Origin of the sequence: Arthrobacter sp. AZCC_0090 (assembly GCF_014207375.1) — a bacterium.
Taxonomy (GTDB): domain Bacteria; phylum Actinomycetota; class Actinomycetes; order Actinomycetales; family Micrococcaceae; genus Arthrobacter.
The window spans coordinates 74,042-93,203 of the sequence record NZ_JACHEE010000010.1; the positions used below are offsets into that span (position 1 = coordinate 74,042).

The window sequence follows — 19,162 nt, forward strand, 5'->3', positions numbered from 1 at the left end:
GATGATTTCAAACAAATTCTTAGCCAGTGTAGACGGCAAAACTAATGTTGTGACTCGCATCACCCGCTCGCATACCAACACGCAGGCAACGACCCCCCCAACACTCAAGGAAGCACATGGCAAGCAAGACAGCACCTCCAACGACCGCGGCCGTCGCACGCCGGACCATCACGGGAATGATCGTGGCGATGGCCCTGATCGAATCACTCAGCGGAGTCACCCAGGGCTACCTGAACCCGATCCTCCCAGCTTTGGGGCCGACCTTCTCGATCGACGACCCCACCATCAACGGCATTTTCCTGATCTCCAACGTAAGCTTCGCCGTGCTCACGCCGATCATCTCGCGGCTCGGCGACAGCTACGGCTACAGGCTGGTACTCCGTTGGTCGACGGCGGTAGTCGCGGCGGGCGTCGTCATGATGGCGTTGTGGCCGTCGCTGTGGACGGTGACTGCCGGCGTCGTCATGCTCACGTGCGTGGTTGGGTTCATTCCGCTGATGATGGGCATCCTGCGGGTGAGCAGCCCCGGGCAGACCCGCACCGGCGTGAGCGTGATGATCGGCATGCTCATGATCATGGTGGGCGCGGGAGGGCTGCTTGCCGGGATCATCGGCGTCGACGATCCCACGCTCGGTTTCTGGGTAGCGGTGCCGTTTGCCGTCGTCGCCTTGGTCTGCTCCTTCGTGCTGCCCGACGCCGGAACCCCCACCCGCGAGGGACTCGCCCTGGTGCCGCTTTTGGCGTGTTCGCTCGGGCTGATCGGCTTTGTGGTGGCCCTTTCGATGGGCCCGGACTGGGGTTGGCTGGATGGGAAGACCTTCGGAGCCGGAATCCTTGGCCTCGCACTGTTGGCTTACTGGGTAGTGCTGGATGCTCGGGGCACCCACGGAAAGCGGTTCATGGACCTGCGAATGCTTGCCATCCCGCGCATCCGGACGGTCTCGCTGGCCACCTTCTTCTTCGGCTTCGCCTCTATCAGCTACTTCGGAACCAATGGCATCTTCCTGTACTCGAACCCGGACAAGACCGGCTATGGGTTCGCGCTGAGCCCCCTCATGATCGCCATTGTCCTGGCGGTGGCATCGGTCCTCTCGCTCCTTTCCTCACTACTGACGTCAAGGGCTCTTAGCCTGTTCGGCGAGCGTGCCACACTCGTGTTTGCGGGACTCCTGCTGGCAGGCGGCTTCTTGGTCATGGCGGCCGGTCACGCCTCCTTGGCGGGTTACTGCGCCGGCTTCGCGATGTTCAACCTGAGCCTCGGCATGTACCAGGCGGGGACCAGGGCCCTGTCCGTGGAGGGCGTTCCGCTTGAGGAAACCTCGACGGCGGCCGGCCTCAACGAGCTGGCACTGTCCGTTGGCATCGCGGTGGGCGCCGCCGTCGTGAAACTCATCTCCTCGTCCTCCGTCCAGGCCAGGCACATCAGCGAGGGCGGGCTGCTGTCGATCTGGATCGCTCTGGCCGTCGCGGCCCTGATCGCTGCGGCAGCAGCCGCCCGTTACCCGAAGCGCCAAGCAGCAGGGATCGCCACATGAAAGCCGCTGCCGTGAAAGTCGTTTCCCCGGAGACCGCCAGCTCCGGCACCGCGTCTCCAGCCGCCGTCGAACGCTCCGTCTCTGCCGCGCTGGAAAGGTGGACGCCGGAAATCCTTGGACTGAGCCACGCGATCCATGCCGACCCAGAGCTCAGCGGCCAGGAGTTCCGGGCAGTCAAGCGCGTTAGCCGGCTGCTCCGGAGCGCGGGCTTCAGTTTCGACGGCCCCCAACCGCTGCTCCCGGCTTCCTTCAGCGCGCGGTTCGGGACCGGGGAGCTTGTGGTCGCGCTGTGCGTTGAATACGACGCTTTGCCGGCTATCGGCCATGCGTGCGGACACAATGTCAATGCGGCCTGTGCCGTGGGGGCGGCGATTGCGCTCGCTTCCGTAGCCGACGAGCTCGGGATCACCGTCAAGGTCCTCGGCACCCCGGCAGAGGAGACCAGCGGTGGCAAAGTCGACCTCATTGGTGAAGGGTTCTTCGAGGACGTGTCCCTCGCCATGATGGCCCATGCCGGCGGCGAAGACGTCATCGGCGGATCGTCCTTGGCCATGGGTATGTGGGACGTGCTCTACGAAGGCCGCCCGGCGCACGCAGCCGCCGCTCCCTCCCAGGGGGTCAACGCCCTCGACGCACTCGTGGTTGCGCAGACGGCCATTGCCCTGGCAAGGCAGCAGCTTCCGCCCGGCTCCGTTGTTTCGCTGATCGTGACCGAAGGCGGGAGCGCCGTCAACGTCATACCCGAACGGGCGCGTGCAAGCGTGGAAATGCGTTCACCCAGCATCAAGAATCTACGCATCATCGAGGAACGAGTGCGGCGTTGCCTGGAGGCTGGCGCGCTTGCCAGCGGGAGCACGCTCAAGGTCACCCCCACGGGCAATGCCTACGCCGAACTCACGCAGGACCGGTTCCTTTCCGAGGCCTACCGGGACGCGATGGTGGCCAGGGGAAGGGCTGTTGCATTCAACGAAGAACCAGTGGCTTCCACAGACATGGGCAACGTCTCGCAACTGGTCCCAAGCATCCATCCGCTGCTCGGCTACGACGTGGGCGGGGCCGCCCACCACACCGCCGAGTTTGCTGCCCACGGCTCCTCAGCTTCCGCGGACCGGGCAGTCCTGGACGGCGCTTTCGGCCTGGCCCTGGCCGCGAGTGCGGCGGCCAGCGATCCGCGGCAACGCGAACGGCTGCTGGGGGGCCGCTCCCGCTGACGACGGCGGTGAAGCCCGCCGCCGCGCGCTCCGGTTCCGCGTCCGCCCGCTCTGGTTCCCGCCGTCGAGCGGGCGGACAATGGACTCAGCAGTTGGCAAGGGAGCGCAATGGGATTCTTGAGGCAACAGAAGGTATCCGCGGGCCGGGCTATGCCCGGCCGCTCACGTGATCCCGTGATCGATCTCGCCCGGTTCTTCTGCCTCATCTTGGTGGTGCTCTCGCATTGCATGATGGTCAGCCCGGTCCTGCACCCCGACGGCACCGTGACCACCGAAAATACGCTCATGGAACAGCGCTGGTTCGAACCCGTTCTGTGGGTGTTTCAGGTAATGCCGTTGTTCTTCGTCCTCGGCGGCATCACGGGACTGGGATCATGGCGGAGGCTCCGTGCGCGCGGCGGCACCGGCGTCGACTACGCGCAATTGCGGCTCCTGCGCCTCATCCGTCCGGCAACTGCGCTGCTGGCCTCGATGTTCGTGGGACTGTGGGCAGCACTGTTCCTGGGTGTTGACCCGCAGGTGGTCCAACTGATCGCGACGGGCGCGGGCATGCCCCTGTGGTTCTTGGCCGCTTACCTCGCGACACAGCTCAGCGTTCCCCTGCTCGCCCGGCTCCACGGACATTCCCCTTGGCTGACCCTCGGCGGACTGGTGGCCGCCGTGATCACGCTCGACTCCCTGCGCGGGGCGTTTCCGATGCTCGCCTTCGTCAACATGCTCTTTGTCTGGTGCGCGGTCCAGCAATTCGGCTTCTTCATTGCCGACGGAATCTTCGCCGGACGCAGCCGGGGTTGGTTCGTAGGCTTGATTGTGGGCAGTAACCTGCTGCTGGGCTTCGTGACCGGGATTGGCGTCTACTCCGGGAACATGATCGTGGACCTGAATCCGCCAAACTTCTGCATGCTGCTCCTGGGACTGTCGCAGGCCGCCACGCTGCAGTTGCTGCGACCGGGCCTCGAATGGGTGGCTGGCGTCCGCTGGATCCGTTGGGTGGTGGCCGTGGCGGGCCGGTGGTCCATGACGGTTTATCTGTGGCATTTACCGCTGCTCGCTGCCATGTCCGGGCTGCTTCTGCTCACGAATTTCCCCAAGCCGGCGGCCGGTACCGCCGAATGGTGGTGGGCCCGCCCGCTGGTGCTGCTCGCCGTCGTCGTACTTTTGGTGCCGGTCCTGGTACTGTGCGGCAGGCTCGAAGAGCGCCCGACGGCGGCCGTCCACGCGCGCGGCAGGGCGCACGCCGCGGTGGTGACTGCCGGCGTCGTGGTCTTCATCCCGGTGGTGGACGCGGCCCTTAATGGACTGACGCTGACCCTACTGGGTGGGGGAGCGGCGTGCTTCGCGTTGGGCGTGTTACTCCTGGGACGGGTGCCGGCTGGAGTCCTGCCTCCGGCGGTTCCCGATGCCCCCGAGGTGCCATTGCCAGAGCACGGATTACGTGCCAATCTCGACTCATGACTGAGTTCACGGATTCAACCGCAGAGTCGTTCAGCCCGGACGTCACCACGGTCAGGAACGACAAATTCCACCGCTACGAGCTTCTGGTTGATGGTGAAGTTGCCGTGATCTCGCAGTTTATGGACAAACCCGGCCACATCGACTTCCTGCACACCGAAACCCGCCCGCAGTTCAAGGGCCGCGGGCTGGCCAAGGTCCTGGCACATTTTGCCCTGGACGACGTGCTGGCCTCGGGCAAGCGGATCATTCCGCATTGCCCGTTCATCGCCGCTTATCTGCGCAAGCATGAGGGTTACGATCTCGACGTCGATTGGCCGCCGGAAGCGCCTGTGGGCGAGCCGGACAACGAGTAGCCAAACGCGGTTTTGCCCGGGGTGTGTGGCACAGGCAGTGGCACACAGCGCACGCCGTTTCGGGTCTGGGCGCGCTTCGAAAATTAATTTCACTTTTCGCGTCACGAATTGCGACAAGCCCCCACTTTTTAAAGTGGGTGGCCGTTTCTCCCTACTCCCGTCCGGCCGCACGCCCTTGCTGGCACTTCACTGCGCTGTTGTGTTCGCTCCTCCTTTGGCGTGTTGACTGGGCGAAGGGACCTTTGCAGACCTTCGGGCTTGTGAAGCCACCTGCTCTGATGCGACCGACGGTGTTGTCGCCTGGAGGTAAGCGCGTCTCAGGCCCCTGCGGGCCCGGTGCAGCAATGCCGATACCGCGTTGGCGCTCACTCCGAAATGCTCCGCGGCTGCCGCGGGCCGGAGGCCTTCAATATCCACATACCGCAGAACGGATTGCCACCGCTCCGGAAGGGAGGAAAAAGCGCGCGCTATGGCCGATGGCTCGATGGTCCGCAGGACTAGGTCGTCCTCCGTGTAGAGGGTGTCCAGCAAGAAGTTGTCGTCGATAAGTTGCAGGGCGGAGGCCCTGCGGTTGTTGTCATGGGCGATTCGCCGGATCACCGTGAGCAGGTAGGGCCGGAAAAGCATGTCCGGCCCTTTGCCGGCCGCCAGATTCTTATAGATCGAGGCGAATGCTTCTGCGACTATGTCCTCGATGTCGCTCGGGTTGTCGGCCTCTTGCCTCGCAGTGCGTGAAGCCGCATTGAGATGCCGGGAGTACAGGATGTCGAACGCTCCTGGGCGACCATCGCGCACCTTTTGGATAAGAGAAGCTTCATTGTCTGGCCGCAGAGCCGCACTGGAGTTTTCGCCTGTGTTCACGTCGTTAGAGTCCCGGCGCATAACTCAAGGTATGGCGGCCCGTTCTTTGTGGGCACCATGGAGCGAAGGTGGAGTCTGGGGGTGCAGAATCGGCCTGTTCCGCCTTTAGCGCGAGGTGTCCTGGGAAGGCCTATCAGGGGATACATCAAAGGCGGGGTGCTCATCGCATCTGTCGCCAGGTCCATGGGATTACCGACTGCGCCGACGGTTCCGGGCGGCAGCGGCCAGGTAGAAGACCAGCAGGCCACCGATGAAGTAGATGGCCCAGAACGGGAATCCGACGTTGGTTTGGCGTCCTGCCAGGGTTTTCTGTTCCGGGGCGTCTTTGGGGAGGTCCGCGATCCGGGAGGCATGGACCAGGAGTCGGTGCGAGTTCACTCCGATGGGGGTGCACGTGACCAGGGTGATGGAATCCTCGCCCGCGGTGACCTTGAGGGATGAGATGTCGTCCGGTTTCACCACTTCGATCTTGTTCACCTTGTACAGGAACGTATGGTCCATGACTTCGGTGGAGAAGATGTCGCCTGTTTTGGCGCTGTGGAGTGGGTTGAAGAGTTCGGCGTTGGGGATTCCCGAGTGGGATGTCAGGACGCTGTGGGTGCCGGGGCCCCCTACCGGAAGGGAAGATCCGTAGAGATGGCCGACTCCCTTGGCCAAGACGTCGTCGCTTGTTCCGTGGAAGATCGGCAGATCGATGTTCAGCGAGGGGTATCGCAGTCTGCCAATCACGTCGTCGTTGGCTACGTTCAACTGGCTCTGATAGTCCCGCAGTTGCCCTTCCACGGCCGGAGTAGGGGTCTGCGCGGAGTAGGGGTCCCGCAGCTGCCCCGGTGGAATGCGGGAGTTGTATTCGCGCGCGCGGTCCAGCACTTTCGTCCGGGCTGAAGGTTCAAGCTGTTCAACTTCCTGCGCGTAGCCGGAGAGCTGGCTGTTGTGGGATATCGAACTGAACCAGTCTGCTGCCTGCGGGTAGAGGACCAGGCCCAGCCCGAGGGCGGCGATGACCATCATGGTGACAAATCTGCGGTCAGCAAGACGAGATCGGATGCGCTTGCGTCCAGCCGTTCTGCGGATCCCGCGGCGCGGAGGGGGGCCCTTCGGGCCAGGTTCGGAACCCTCCATGAATTCTTCGAGGGTTTGGGTCATGGGGGCCTCTTGCTTTGATGGGCGGGAGAGGTGTGGGGCATCCACCGCAGTGGTGGATGCCCCACACCCTGCATCAACGGGTGCAGGTCACCGAGGGATGGTTACTTTGCCTCGTTGCGCTTCCGGCGGCCGGTGACCATGAAGAGACCGGCGCCCGCGAGCACGAGGATCCCGCCGGCGGTCAGGGCCCAGGTTCCCACGCCACCGGTGAGCGGCAGCTGGAATCCGGCGTTGTGCAGGACGTTGTTGATAGTCACCGTGACGACCGACGGGTCAGAGCTGGTGACCGTGGTTTCGACCGGCTGGGCGAGGAGTTCGTAGCCGGCCGGAGCCTTGGTCTCTACCAGCCAGTAGCTCTGGTAGCCGGGTTGGCCCGGGTTCACTGCGACCCCGTTGGCCCAGTTGGAGTAGCGCAGACCGGAGATCACCAGGTTGCCGGTGGCATCGGTGGTCCAGGAGCTGACACCGGAGATGGTGATCGCGTTGGTGCCGGCCAGGGCATCAGCCTGGGTCGGGTAGACCGAGAACGTGGCGCCCGCAAGACTCGCGGAGGTCTTGGAGTCCTGCTTGTGCAGCACGATGTCGCCCCACTTGGTGATCACCGGAGGAGTGACCACAGGGCCGCCGGGCTGGCCCGGTGTGATGTTGAAGCTGGCCGCGTTCGGGTAGACGTTGGCCGTGTTCGCGATCTGGCCCACCGCGTTGACGGTGGTGTTCACTGTCACCACGACTTTGGCCGTGGGGTTGGCGGCCAGGATGGCCCGGCCGCTGGCGGTGAAGTCGACCGTGAGGGTGTTCGAGGCCGTATCGAATACAACGGTGTAGTCCGTGCCCAGCGTCAGTGTGGCGCCGTTGCTGAGTTTCACGGTCGCGCTGCTGTAGCTCAGTTTCGGGTCGAGCTTGTCGGTGATCCTGTAGCCATCAATCGGGTTGACATTGGGGATGTCGCCGGTGATGGTCCACTGAACGTTGTCGCCGATCTTGATGGCGGGGGCGTCAGTAACCGTCTTCGTCGCACCGGTCACGGCGTTCTTGGGGTACACGTTGACGTTGTACATCCAGTTGTTCTCGTTCACGGGGTCCGTCATGGGAAGCGTGACGAGGAACGGAGCCGAGGGGGTGACGCCGGCCGGGTAGCCGGTCTCCGTCACTAGGTACAGACCCAAGGGAAGGTTCCCCAGGGTGGCTGTTCCCGTCGCGTCGGTGGTGACCGTGGAGCCGGGCGTGGCAGCCTGCGCTGCGGCCTGGGCTGGTGTCAGGGCGGCCGCGGCAGTCCAGCCCGCGTTGGTCGTCAGGTCAATGTTGTTGACCTTCTGAACCGTGAACGTGACTCCGGCCATGGGCGTCAGACCCGCCAGCTGGGCCGGGGTCAGTGCCGTTCCGTTGTTGGGCAGATTGGTCGGCGTCGCCGGCGTCTGGTACTTGTGGATGGTCAGCGTACCCGTCTGCGACGGATCGATGTTGGCAATGTTCGCCGCGTGCGCACCCCCGGCCCCGAGGGCCAGCATCGCTGCCGAGGCAATTACGGCCAGCGAAGCGACTATCCTGCGCCTCACTTTCGATGATTTCATCGTTTTCCTTTCTTGTAGTCCCCAGGGAGATGCACGGAGCTGCGCTCAGCAATCTGGGTTTGTGGGGTTTTGTCCGCTCGCCTGATCATGATCAGGGCGAGAGAAGTCATGAGGAGGAGGACCCCGAGAAGGGCGCCTCCGAGGAGACCGGCGTTGCCTGGTCCGCCGGCGGCTGGAAGCTTGACGGCTGCCATGTCCAGGACGGTGATGGTCGCACCGTTTGCCGTCACGGACGTGCCCGCCGTGGCCGCGTCCAATGCGATGCTGCCGTTGGCCGCAACAGTGAACTTCACGGGAGTCGCCAGGAGCGAGTAGCCGTTCGGGGCCTTGGTTTCCAGCAGCCAATACGTTCCTGGAAGCAGGTTCCTGACCTCGACCAGCCCGGGCGACCCGGACACTGCACTGCTCACCCCGATCACCGTGGCGCCCATTTGCCCGGCAGCATCATTGCGGATCTCAAAGGTCGAGCCCGTCAGCGGGACGGTGGAACCTTGGGTTGGGCCGGGCCCAGACTTTTGCACGAACAGGTGTCCCGTGGTGGGGTTCGTGGTGAAACAGGCAGGGTCAAGCGGCGCTGCGCCGCCGGTGACGCATCGTGCCGGCGGGATGATCCCGTTGCCGGTTGCGCCGTTCGTCAAGGTGACGAGCCATGCATTCGTGTTGACCGTCACCGAATAGGTCAAAACCGCCGTGCCGTTGCCGGGCAGGGTGAATGAGGGTGTGACCAGCTTGCTGCCGGCACCCGGATCCGGCACCGCGAGGGGTGTGCCGCCATTGATGGTGAGCTTCGCCGACCCGGCTGTGAACGTGGCGTTGTTCAGCACCTGGCTCAGGTCATCGGTGAGGATGACACCGGTGATGGGGTTGACCGTAGAGTTGGTGGCGGTCACCGTATACGTGATCACCCTGTTTGCGCTGGGGTCGCCAGGGTTGATGTAGGTTCCTGAAGCAGGTGACGCGGTCTTGCTCAGCGCCCACACACCCACGGGATTGACCGTGCAGGTGGTGCTGCCGGCCGGGCAGGATGTCGGGGGCGTAACGGTGGTCGAGGGGGTCAGGTAATTCTCGAGCGAAGCATCGCCCAGGCTGCCGGCGTTGTTGACTTTCACCTGATAGGTGACGACGCTTTTCGCGCCGGCGGCCACGGTGCCGGTGATGCCCAGGGTCTTCGTTGCTGCACCCGAGTTGTTCGTGACAACCAGGGGCGTCCCGCCGGTGGTTGTCGTGGTGATGGAATTGGCTACAAGGGTTGAGGCATCAAGGACGTCCCCGAGCCAATCGGTATAACTGACCGTCGCCGGGGCGGTCCCGGTTGTGTTATCGAAGGTCAGCGAGTACGTCAGAACCTGCCCTGGTTGGACCATGGTCCCGGCCGCCGGATCCACGCTCTTGGAGGCCACCAGATTGGGCAGGAGGGCCGTGTTGACGAATCGGCAGGTGACCTCGGTTGAAACAGTGCCCGAGGAAATTGGAATTTCGGTGCTGTTGACGTTGAACGAGGTCCCTGTGCCGCTCTTGAATGGTGCGGCGGTCAGGTCCGGCGTGTTCCAGCATTTCCAGGTGGTGGTGTATCCGCCGGTGGCCGTGGTCTGGCTTTCGGAGAAGGTGTAGTAGACCCCACTTACTTGTGCAAGCACGGCGGCCGGGCCCACCTGGCGGCTCTGGAGTCCTGACGCGCTGCCGGTGGTGGTGGTGGTTCCCAGAACGGCCCCATTGCCTGCGGTGTCACCGCGTTTGACGGACAGATTGAACTGGTCGCTGGCGTTGACTCGGCCGCCGACGATTTCCTTCTGCAATTTCACATGGGGCGGCGCTGGCTGGCATGAGGCCAAGTCGGTGCCGTTGCCGTAGGCGAGTGCCGTCCGGGTACCCAGAGGCTGGAAGGTATTGGGGTCATACACGGTGACGTTGGTACTCGTACCGCTATTGTTCGACTCAATAATGAGCGAGCCGTTGGAATCGAACGCGATGCCGTTGTACCCCGGATCGTTGGTCGAGTTGCCAACCAGGATGCTGCCTGTTGAGTTGGCCAAGGTCGCGCCCGGAGTTGCATCCACCCCGGTGATGGTGAAGATTTGGACGCTGCCGGGATACGCCGTTTGTGCGTTGTCGACTTGGGAAAGGATGGCGTAGAGATTTCCCTGGCTGTCAAAAGCGAAGTCGCCGTTGCGGTTGGCGGGGACCGGGTCCCAGTTTCCCGTGACAAGGTTGTAGTTGTAGCCCAGGTAGGCGGAGGAGGAGACCTGAAGGCCGTTGACCACTAGGGCCACGGCACCAGTTGCCGGGTCGTAGCGCCAGATGTACAGATTGACCGTCCATTGCGGCGGGTTGCTCCCGGCCACGGGGATGTCCGCGTAACCGCCGAAGTAGTACGCGCCATCGAGCGGGTTGACCGCGCCAGCCACTACGGAGTCATTGATCAGCGAGGTATCGACGTTGGTTTTGAGAAGGACAGGTGCGGGACTGGCTGCGGTGGGATCGTAGGAGTAGATGTTGACCGATGAAGGGCCCGTGGGGCCGTTGGTGAACTTATCGACGTAATACAGGATTCCCGTCCGGGGGCTGACGCCCAGCGCGTTTGCATTGTTGCGGACGGTATTGGTGTTTGCCATCTTGTAGTCGAGAACCGGGTTGCTGCTGGAATTCACGTGCGAACGGTAGATCCCCCCGGAGCTGTCGATCGCGTAGAAAACGCCGGGTGTGCACACCTGCGAAACGGTCAACGCCATCGGCAATGCCATGCGTGGATTCGCCGGGACAGACTGGCTGGTCGAACCCGGCACGGCCCCGGCGGCATTCGCTGCCGCCGAAATCGCCACTAGCTGCAGCAGAAGGACCAGGACGGTGGCAAGGCCCAGGACCAGCCTTGACCGGGCATGGGGTGCTTTCGGGGGCAGCACCTCTGAGGCTTTCTTGATGATCCTCGGGAAATTCCGGACGGTCATCATGAACCCACCCTCATCCCATGCACTGCTGTGGTGAATTTGTTCAAGATCACCCGACACCTCACTAGCTAGTAACGACCAGGCTCACGCCTGGAATCTTGCATCTGGCTGGTAAGTGTCGGTGCCCACTGGAATGTGTCGCCGGTTCCGGTAGGAAACTCTCAACTTTTTTTCAGCAACACCTGAGATGCGCCAGGTATCATCCGCAAAATTGCGCGGCAGTGCCGCACCGCTCCTGGCCATTAGGCCTGCGTCTGCCGCACCGTCTCGTGGATCCTGAACGAAATGCAGGGGCTATTCAGGCAAGGAAATGGGGGTGATGGCGTCGTGTTCGTCCCAGAGTTTCGTCCTGGAGGCGGTGACTGCCTGGACAGCCATGGCGCTGATGAGCTCGCCTGCATGGCGTTGGTCGCTGTCAGTGACCACATAGGTGAAGACCAGCTCGGCTTCCCCTCCGGCGGGCATCGGGCCGAAGCTCAAGACGGACGGGCCGGACGTGTAGCGTAGTTCTTCCATTCCCGCGTTCGTGAAGGACCGCAGGATGAGGGCGACGTTGGTGAGCTCTTCCCCTGAATCATTGATGATCCAGGCGGAATAGGTCAGGGTGTCGTGAGGAGCCGCGGTGGCCTGGTGTGCGTAGTGAACCAGACGTAACCCAGCGCCGTGCAGCGGACACGGCAGGAAGCCAACCGGAGCGGTGGCATCCCATGGATCCCACCTTTCCGGAAACGAAGGCCCAAGGTGGCCGGTGGAGCGGCCATCATCGGCTATCGCGTGTCTTGTTTCACGGGGCTGCCGTTCAACTTGTTTATCCGGACTGCTTGGGATCTGCAGCATTAGGACCTCCTCGGGAATAGAGTGTTCAGCCATTGGTTTCTCAGTGGTTCCGCTCGTCGGCGTCCGCGGGCGGGTGTATCGCCAAGGGCATTTTTGGCAGGAGGTGCCACTGGTTCCGGGTCTGCACCCATTGAAGAGGTGAACCGCCGTGTGCCGGTCGAGGAGTCGCGTTCACTGGCTGCGTTGAGGCCTGGGAGGGTGAGTACGGCATCGATGATGGCAAGGATCCGTAGTGAGCCCACGTCCCTGCGTCGGGCCATGCCCGTGGCCGATGGGAACGGTTTTGGTGTAGGGCCTTGGCACGTCATCGGGACTGCTGCCTTACCTGGATGCTTCTGAGCTGCGCAATGAGGCTCATGGATTCGGCATCCGTTGACGGGATGGGCCGGTAGCGCAGCTCGCATGGGCCGAGGGCTCCGTTCCGGAGCGCCTCAAGCCGCTTCCTGCATCTGAGCGCATCCGCAAGATTTCCCGCTGAACCCTGGATAAGGAAGTCCACCCTGCCATGGCGGTACATCTGTATCGCTGATTCGCCGGTGAATTCCTCGGCACAGATTCGGCCCACCTCCGCGGACAGGGTCCAGGAGCCTCTCAGTCGTATATCCATGAGGGGGAAAAGCAATTCCCCTAGGATAAACTTGTCCGTCACGTTCGCCGCCCGACGCGCGTCATGGAGTACGCGTTCGAAATGGGCTGCGGTTGCCAGGCCGGTGGCGATATCCGTGCAGGATGAAGGCTGGTGGTCCTGCTCACCGGCTTCCACCCACCCAACGGCGACTTCCTGCAGTGCGCCGTAATCGACTGGTAGCCCGACAGCCGTGAAGAGGGACCGCAGATCGGCCATCGTTTCAGCGATGCCCACGCCATGGAAGGAACGTGATGCGCCCAGCTGACGGGCCGCGCCGCCGGGTGAAACCTCGTTCATCACTGACAAGGCCATTCCTTCGACTCCCGGTACGAACCAATCCCGGACGTACCGCCAGCCATCGTGCTGGCTCTGGTCCCGCCACCGGGCCAGAAGTGGCCACATGCCGTGTGCAACGGGCACCCAGGGTGCTGTTTGGATCTTCATGTCTAAGGTGTGTCGCATGGAGGCATTTCATGTCGCGAAGGCCACGAAAATTTGATCTTGTGTCGCCATTCAACCCAACTGCTCCCGGTTTCTGTTCCTCGGCGGCCGCTCGCGGAGTCCTGAGGCCTTGCCCGGTCACGACGTCCTTATTAGGGCAGTCCACCGCATTTGGGCCTGTCCATCGCGCATCCTGCACGGGAGACTTCAAGGAAGGGCGCGAGCGCAGGAAAGTTCGAGCTTCATGCAGAGAAAGCGAGCCTTCCGTTTCGACCTGAAGTCGGTAACGGAGTAGTCGTTGCCGTGGGTGTGGCGTACAGCGAGGCCGACTGAGAAGAGTCGAGCCGGTTGAAGAGGACGCTGGCTCCGGCACCGTGGATCTGACCCGGATCCAGAACGAGCCAGCGCCCGGCGCACAAGTCCCGTGCCCACGTGGCTCAGGACGGCCAGCATGCGGGTCTGCACGCGGTCCAGGTTCACTGGGCGGTCGTCTCCACACCGCGCCGACATTGGGATGGTCGAATCCCTGGAGCATGTGGAGAAGGGTGTCCGGCGCGAAAATCCCGTCGGCATCCACGAACATCAGGATGTCGCCGTGGGACGCGGCAATCCCGCGGTTCAACGCCGCACCCTTCCCCGCGTTGGCTTGCGTGACGGAGCGGACCCTGCCGTGTTCGGCAGTGAGCGCGGCCATGATGGCGGCCGTCTCATCGGTGGAACCGTCATCCACCAGAATCACTTCAAACCTCCGGTACCGGCTGGTCAGGATGGATTCCACGAAACTGGTGATCACGACGGCCTCGTCATACCCGGGGACGATCACAGACACGAGAGGCTTCCGGTCAAGGACGGTCAGCCGGTGCGGGGAAGACTGATCGCGGTAGTACCGCCGAGGGATCGACGAACGGGCACCAAGGGTGACAGTGACATCTAGCGCCGCGAAAAGTCCGCGACCTATCGCTGCGAATCACACGCACCATGCCTGGGCTGTTGAGCAGGCTTAGTGCGGATTCTTGGCGCCGGATCGGGCGTATCGGACGGGCCGGCACTCTTCACGCGGAGGGTGCCTCACCGAGGTCGCTTAGTTCCGGGGTCCTATCCGGCGGCCAGGGGTTGGCCGTTGGGGGCCTCCAGTGTCAGGCCTTCCAGGCTAGGGCCCGTAACGTCGGCGATCCGCACGGACGAGGCGCCGGCGCCGTTGGCGATGATCTTCCCACCGACGGTCAGCGTGCCGACGGGTCCCTCCAGGTCCACGGTGACCAGGCCGTCGCCGTCGGTGGAGATGTCCGCCCCGATGTCAACAGATCCGATCTGCCCTGTGGGCTTCACGCTCAGGGCGATGGCCGAGAGGGGCAGGAGTACGCCTTTGACCAGGCTTTCGCCGGTGCCGCCGGAGGTGGACAGGCTACCCTTGATGGTCAGCTTGGGCAGGTCACGGCTGACCTGCACACCCACGGCCCCGTCCCCCCGGGTGGTGATCGAGTCGAACACGGCCTCGCGCAGGGATCCGTCGTAAACATTGAATCCGCGGGCACCCAGTCCGGTGGTCTCTATGGGGGCCTCAACGGTGAGCACGCCGATGTCGCCGAAGTTGACGAAACCTATGCCGCTGGGACCGTGCGAAGTGACTTTGGCCTTGGCCGTCCAGGTCTCTACGGCACCCCAGTTGTCCAGCACCATATCGTTCTGGCCGAACGTGGTGGTGGTGCCCAGGTTCACCACATCCACGGCGCGGGCCCCGCTGATGATGAAGACACCGCCGCTGATCAGGTCCGGCGTGCCCGGGGCGATGCCGCCGTCGGAGAAGACGTCCCCGGTGGAGAGCAGTTCGACGGCGACGGTGCCGCCGCCGGCCATGCCCGCCTTGCCGCCGTGACCGCCGACGAACACACCTCCGCCGCGCACCGGGGTTCCGGCGCTGCCCGCCGAGATGTTTTCCAGCCGTGCGGTGAGGACCACGTCAGCATCGGGCTGCCTGTTCCAGAGGGTGAACGCCCCCTGCAAGGCCTCAACTCCGAACCCGGTGGGCCGGTCTGCCCGGCCGCGCGTGTCCGCCTCCGCCACATGCACGCCGTCAGCCTCGATGCGGCCGGCTCGGACACCGTCCTCAGCGGTGAGGTAGACCTGCCCGAAGCTGGTGACGTTCTTCAGCCGAAGCGTGCCCAGGTTCTCCACTGTGGGGTCGTTATAGATGGCGAGCTCATGCGCTGAGGTGCGCACGGTCACGTTCTCGACCAAGTTGTCCCGCGTCAGCCGCAGACCCTTGGCCCCGAAGGCGAGCTCGCCGCCGCGCAGTGCTACCCCTGGAGGCAGCGTTACCGAGGGCATCCCCTTCAATGTTCCGGAAACCTCGATTTCTTTGGCCCCCTCCGCCAGCGCCTCATTGAGCTGCACTACATTTGATACCTGCGTCCAGGACACGACATCACCACCGTTCTTCGGCTCGGAAACTTGGCGGCAGCCTTCTTTGGCGCCGTCCCTCGCATGATACTCCCGCAGCTTAAAGGCGAAGGGAGTCATCGGAACAGCAAGTTCTGTGGTTCTCGACCTGAATTCGGCCTTTGTATACGGCTAGCCCTGCTGTTTGTCGGGCGATTGTGTGGGCGAGGCGATAGGTAGCCGGTGCCGGTACCTGAGAGTCTGCAGCGCGCGGGTTCTTCGCCGTTACGCCGGGTTTCCCCGGCATCCGGGAGCAGTCGAAGCTGGATTTGGGCCAACAGCCGGGCATCTGGACGTCGAGATTGATACCACTTAGTTCTTCCAGCTTCCGCAGCCGGTAACGGAAGCTGTTGGGGTGATAGCCGAGCTCTCTTGCAGCCGTCGGAATGTTCCCGAAGGCATCCAAGTAGGCCCGGAGGGTGTCCACCATGGCGGTGTCGCCTCGTTCGCCGTCGTGATTGACCAGCCTGTCCACCGGAGTCGGCTGGGAGAAGTCCGCACCCGCAAGCGAATCGCTAATCTGCAACAGTGCCATCTCATTGCCCAAGTCCAGGGCGCTGCCCAAGGTCCTCCCGGAACGGGAGAATTTCAGTGCCCGCAATGCCGGCGATCTGAGATTCGGTCTCAAAGCCATCGCTCCCCATAGCTGGCACGAGGACACCCTCACGTACGGCCTGAGCGGCACCCGGATCGCCGCAAAGTCCTTATCACATGCATTTCTAGAGGCTTCAGCGAACATCACGGAAAATCCTTCAAACTCCCGCGTCATGAAGTGTCTCCCCGCGCCACTAGTCAGTAGTTAGGGCGTTGACCCGGTCTCACACCTTGGTCGAATGAGCCTGTTGTAGGACGGGCAGTCAAAGGGGGCAACAAATTGCAGCGGCATGCGGCAAGAACAACAGCTACTCGGCATCAATTCAGACGGATTCTCAGTCAAATCATTTCCTTGTCGCTGATCGTGCCGATGGTATTCGGCCTCAGTTTCGTGGCAGTTGTATCGACTGCCGAGCCGGCCAAGGCAAACCCCTATTCTTCGCCTCAGGCCTACACTGCCTCCGCAGATTCCTTCATCACCGACATCGGGGCCAGTCTGGCCGGCATCGGTGCCAATCTGACGGTAACCAAGTCGATCGCGAGTGCTGACAGTGTGGGCCAAGCGGACGCGGCAGTTCGACTCATCCAGGGAACTCTGGGTGCAGTCACCGTTCCGGTCACCGCCGCCTCCCAGCATTCCCCAGGCGATCACACCACCCCGGCCACCGCAGGTTTGAACAACTTTGGTATCCCGGGCACGTTGACCATCGACGCACTGGGCGGCACGGCACTGACCCACGGCTATGCCACAGCGTGCCCGAGCCCCACCGAAACCTGGAATAACGACTCAGATCTTACCAAGTTCACCCAGGCACCGGGGCATGCGGCTGTCTATCCTGCCGGTTCCAGGGTTCTGTCCAAAGCCATCGGTAAAATGGCCGGTTTGAAGGTACTGGGCGGCACATTGGGCCAGTTCGGCGCTTTCACGAATTACGACACCACTACGCTGTATCCCACAGGGCTCACCCCCGACTCTTACGGTGTTCAATCCACGAGCACCGCCGAAGTTTCCGGGGTCAGCTTCTTTGGAGGCGCGGTGGCGTTCAGCTGGAGCGGCTTCTATCCCTATGTCAAGGCATTTGCGGACGGCGTCCCAGGCGGTGCTGGCACCGACTACGCACTGCCCGCGGTCCAGGTCGATGTTCTGGGTGTCACCCAGAACCTGTCCCCTGGCCAGACTTACAACTTCGGAGTCCCTGGCGTCGGTAACCTGTCGGTGACGGTCGGTCAACCCACTCAGAACGTTGTGAGTGCCGACGGCACCCATGCAGAGATCACTGTTCCGTTGCTGACCATCGGTGTCAGCACTCTCGGTGGGCTCTCCACAGCGAATTATGACATCCTGCCGATGCACGCGGTGGCCAATATGAGCGCCGGTACCACCCCTGGAATCCAGTGCTTGCCGATCCTGTCCACCATCACCCCCGACCTTGGCCCGACAGCAGGCGGCCAGACGGTGACCATCACGGGCCAGAACTTCGCACAGGGCGCCACCACCGTCACCATCGGCGGCGTCACTATTCCGGCCAATCAGATAACTGTCTCTCCAGACGGGAAAACGCTCACTTTCGTCACTCCGCCGCATCCACCGGGCACCGTTCCGGTGACCGTGACGACTCCGAACGGTACCTCGGATCAAGCTGTCTCGGCCAATGATCCGGGAGCCACGGCCGGCTCCTATACCTATGTGGCTCCCCCGGTCATCACTTCCCCGGCGAACGGCTCAACCACCAACAATCCCAGCCCGCCGATCACCGGCACCGGGTCTCCCGGTTCGACCATCCCCGTGACGGAAGGTGGAACGACACTTTGCACCGCGACTGTGGCTCCTGACGGCACCTGGTCGTGCACTCCCAGCTCTCCACTGCCCTCAGGCAGCCATACCATCGTTGCAACTCAGGTTACGCCTGGTGATCCCACCTTGCCCGACGGCCTCACCCAGACCTCACCACCGGTGACGTTCACAGTTGTCAATGCCAGCATGTCGCTATCCAAGACAGCCGGAGCTATCACGCACGTGCACGGTCCTGTCACGAGCGCCGGCGACACCATCGTCTACACCTTCAAGGTCACCAATACAGGTACCACGGCGATAACGAATCCTCAGGTCACCGACCCCAAGATCACCCCAACGGCCATCAATTGCGGCCCGTCCCCGTTGGCGCCGGGAGCCACTAACACCTGCAACGCGACTTACACACTGACCCAGGCCGATGTGGACGCGGGCACGGTCAGCAACACCGCTACCGCTTCCGGAACCGCCGCGGGTTCCACGATCACGGCTCAGGCGAGCGTAACGACTCCTATCACGGGAGCCAGCGGGCACCTGAGCACCGCCAAGACCGCCAGCCTGGTTGATAGCAACGGCAACGGTCTGGCCGACGCCGGCGAAACGATCAACTACACGATCACGACGACCAACACGGGATCCGTGACGGTATCGAATGTCCAGGTCTCGGACCCGAAGATCCCGACTCTGAACTGCACCCCGCCCAGCGGTTCGACCCTGGCCCCGGGGGCGGCCATGACCTGCACCGGCAGCTATGTCGTGACCCAGGCCGATATTGATTCGGGCTCGGTGAAGAACACGGCCACCGCCACCGGAACGTTGCCGGACGGCAGCCCGGCCCCCAGCACCCCGGGCTCCGCCACGGTCCCTGCCAACACCAGCGGGCACCTGAGCACCACCAAGACCGCGGTGCTGAACGATACCAACGGCAACGGCCTGGCCGACGCCGGGGAGAGCATCGCCTACACGACCGTGACCAAGAATGACGGCAGTGCCACGATCAACAACGTCACGGTCTCCGATCCGAAGATCACCGGCGCACCGAACAACGGAACCCTCAGCTGCAACCCGGCCCAGCCCGGGACCCTGGCACCCGGGGCGGCCATGACCTGCACCGGTACTTACACGGTGACCCAGGCCGACGTCGATTCCGGGAACGTGACGAACACGGCGACGGCCACCGGCACGAACGCCTCGACCGGCACGCCTCCGACATCGGTTCCGGGCACGGCCGTCACACCGGCGAACCCCGCTGCCGGTCTGAGCACCGCCAAGACCGCCAGCCTGGTTGATAGCAACGGCAACGGTCTGGCCGACGCCGGCGAAACGATCAACTACACGATCACGACGACCAACA

13 protein-coding genes and 1 pseudogene are annotated in these 19,162 nt (G+C 63.3%); 5 read left to right on the top strand and 9 right to left on the bottom strand.

Annotated features, from left to right (window positions below; genetic code table 11):
• Positions 1–116 precede the first annotated feature (116 nt).
• The 4 genes from HNP00_RS15970 to HNP00_RS15985 all read left to right on the top strand — a co-directional run bounded on the left by HNP00_RS15970 (position 117) and on the right by HNP00_RS15985 (position 4,554).
• Entirely contained in the window at positions 117–1,535 is a 1,419-nt protein-coding gene (locus HNP00_RS15970) for an MFS transporter (protein WP_184740712.1), read from the top strand.
• Positions 1,532–2,746, top strand: a complete 1,215-nt coding sequence (locus tag HNP00_RS15975) for an amidohydrolase (protein ID WP_184740713.1) — start codon at positions 1,532–1,534, stop codon at positions 2,744–2,746. Before HNP00_RS15970 ends, HNP00_RS15975 begins: the two co-directional genes overlap by 4 nt.
• 108 nt (positions 2,747–2,854) lie before the next feature.
• The gene (locus tag HNP00_RS15980; RefSeq protein WP_260405010.1) at positions 2,855–4,201 is read left to right on the top strand and encodes an acyltransferase; all 1,347 of its coding nucleotides are present in this window, start codon (positions 2,855–2,857) and stop codon (positions 4,199–4,201) included.
• Positions 4,198–4,554 (top strand): GNAT family N-acetyltransferase, encoded by a 357-nt coding sequence (locus HNP00_RS15985; protein ID WP_184740714.1) that lies wholly within the window; start codon positions 4,198–4,200, stop codon positions 4,552–4,554. Before HNP00_RS15980 ends, HNP00_RS15985 begins: the two co-directional genes overlap by 4 nt.
• Positions 4,555–4,740: 186 nt before the next feature.
• Here HNP00_RS15985 and HNP00_RS15990 read toward each other — a convergent pair whose 3' ends face one another.
• From HNP00_RS15990 to HNP00_RS16030, 9 genes and pseudogenes are all read right to left on the bottom strand, one after another.
• Positions 4,741–5,415, bottom strand: coding sequence for an RNA polymerase sigma factor (locus tag HNP00_RS15990; RefSeq protein WP_184740715.1), 675 nt, complete (start codon positions 5,413–5,415; stop codon positions 4,741–4,743).
• A 189-nt stretch (positions 5,416–5,604) separates the two neighbouring features.
• Positions 5,605–6,561 (bottom strand): class C sortase, encoded by a 957-nt coding sequence (locus tag HNP00_RS15995; RefSeq protein WP_184740716.1) that lies wholly within the window; start codon positions 6,559–6,561, stop codon positions 5,605–5,607.
• A gap of 101 nt (positions 6,562–6,662) precedes the next feature.
• Positions 6,663–8,132, bottom strand: coding sequence for a SpaH/EbpB family LPXTG-anchored major pilin (locus HNP00_RS16000; protein ID WP_184740717.1), 1,470 nt, complete (start codon positions 8,130–8,132; stop codon positions 6,663–6,665).
• Positions 8,129–11,080: a prealbumin-like fold domain-containing protein gene (locus HNP00_RS16005; protein ID WP_184740718.1), complete on the bottom strand. Its 2,952-nt coding sequence runs from the start codon at positions 11,078–11,080 to the stop codon at positions 8,129–8,131. The genes HNP00_RS16000 and HNP00_RS16005 overlap by 4 nt, the downstream gene beginning before the upstream one ends.
• Before the next feature lie 291 nt (positions 11,081–11,371).
• Positions 11,372–11,914 carry a hypothetical protein gene (locus HNP00_RS16010; protein WP_184740719.1) on the bottom strand — a complete coding sequence of 181 codons (543 nt, stop codon included), beginning with the start codon at positions 11,912–11,914 and terminating at the stop codon, positions 11,372–11,374.
• A gap of 304 nt (positions 11,915–12,218) precedes the next feature.
• Positions 12,219–12,986, bottom strand: a complete 768-nt coding sequence (locus tag HNP00_RS16015) for a hypothetical protein (protein ID WP_184740720.1) — start codon at positions 12,984–12,986, stop codon at positions 12,219–12,221.
• A 508-nt stretch (positions 12,987–13,494) separates the two neighbouring features.
• Positions 13,495–13,812, bottom strand: a pseudogene (locus tag HNP00_RS23415) (glycosyltransferase family 2 protein); the annotation flags it as partial.
• A 266-nt stretch (positions 13,813–14,078) separates the two neighbouring features.
• Positions 14,079–15,377, bottom strand: coding sequence for a hypothetical protein (locus tag HNP00_RS16025; RefSeq protein ID WP_221451562.1), 1,299 nt, complete (start codon positions 15,375–15,377; stop codon positions 14,079–14,081).
• A 106-nt stretch (positions 15,378–15,483) separates the two neighbouring features.
• On the bottom strand, positions 15,484–16,056 hold the full coding sequence (locus tag HNP00_RS16030) for a CdaR family transcriptional regulator (protein WP_184740722.1): 573 nt from the start codon (positions 16,054–16,056) through the stop codon (positions 15,484–15,486).
• Positions 16,057–16,368: 312 nt separating this feature from the next.
• On the opposite strand from HNP00_RS16030, the gene HNP00_RS16035 reads away from it, so the two are divergent.
• Positions 16,369–19,162, top strand: a 2,794-nt coding sequence (locus HNP00_RS16035) for an IPT/TIG domain-containing protein (protein WP_184740723.1), incomplete at its 3' end; no start/stop codon positions are given.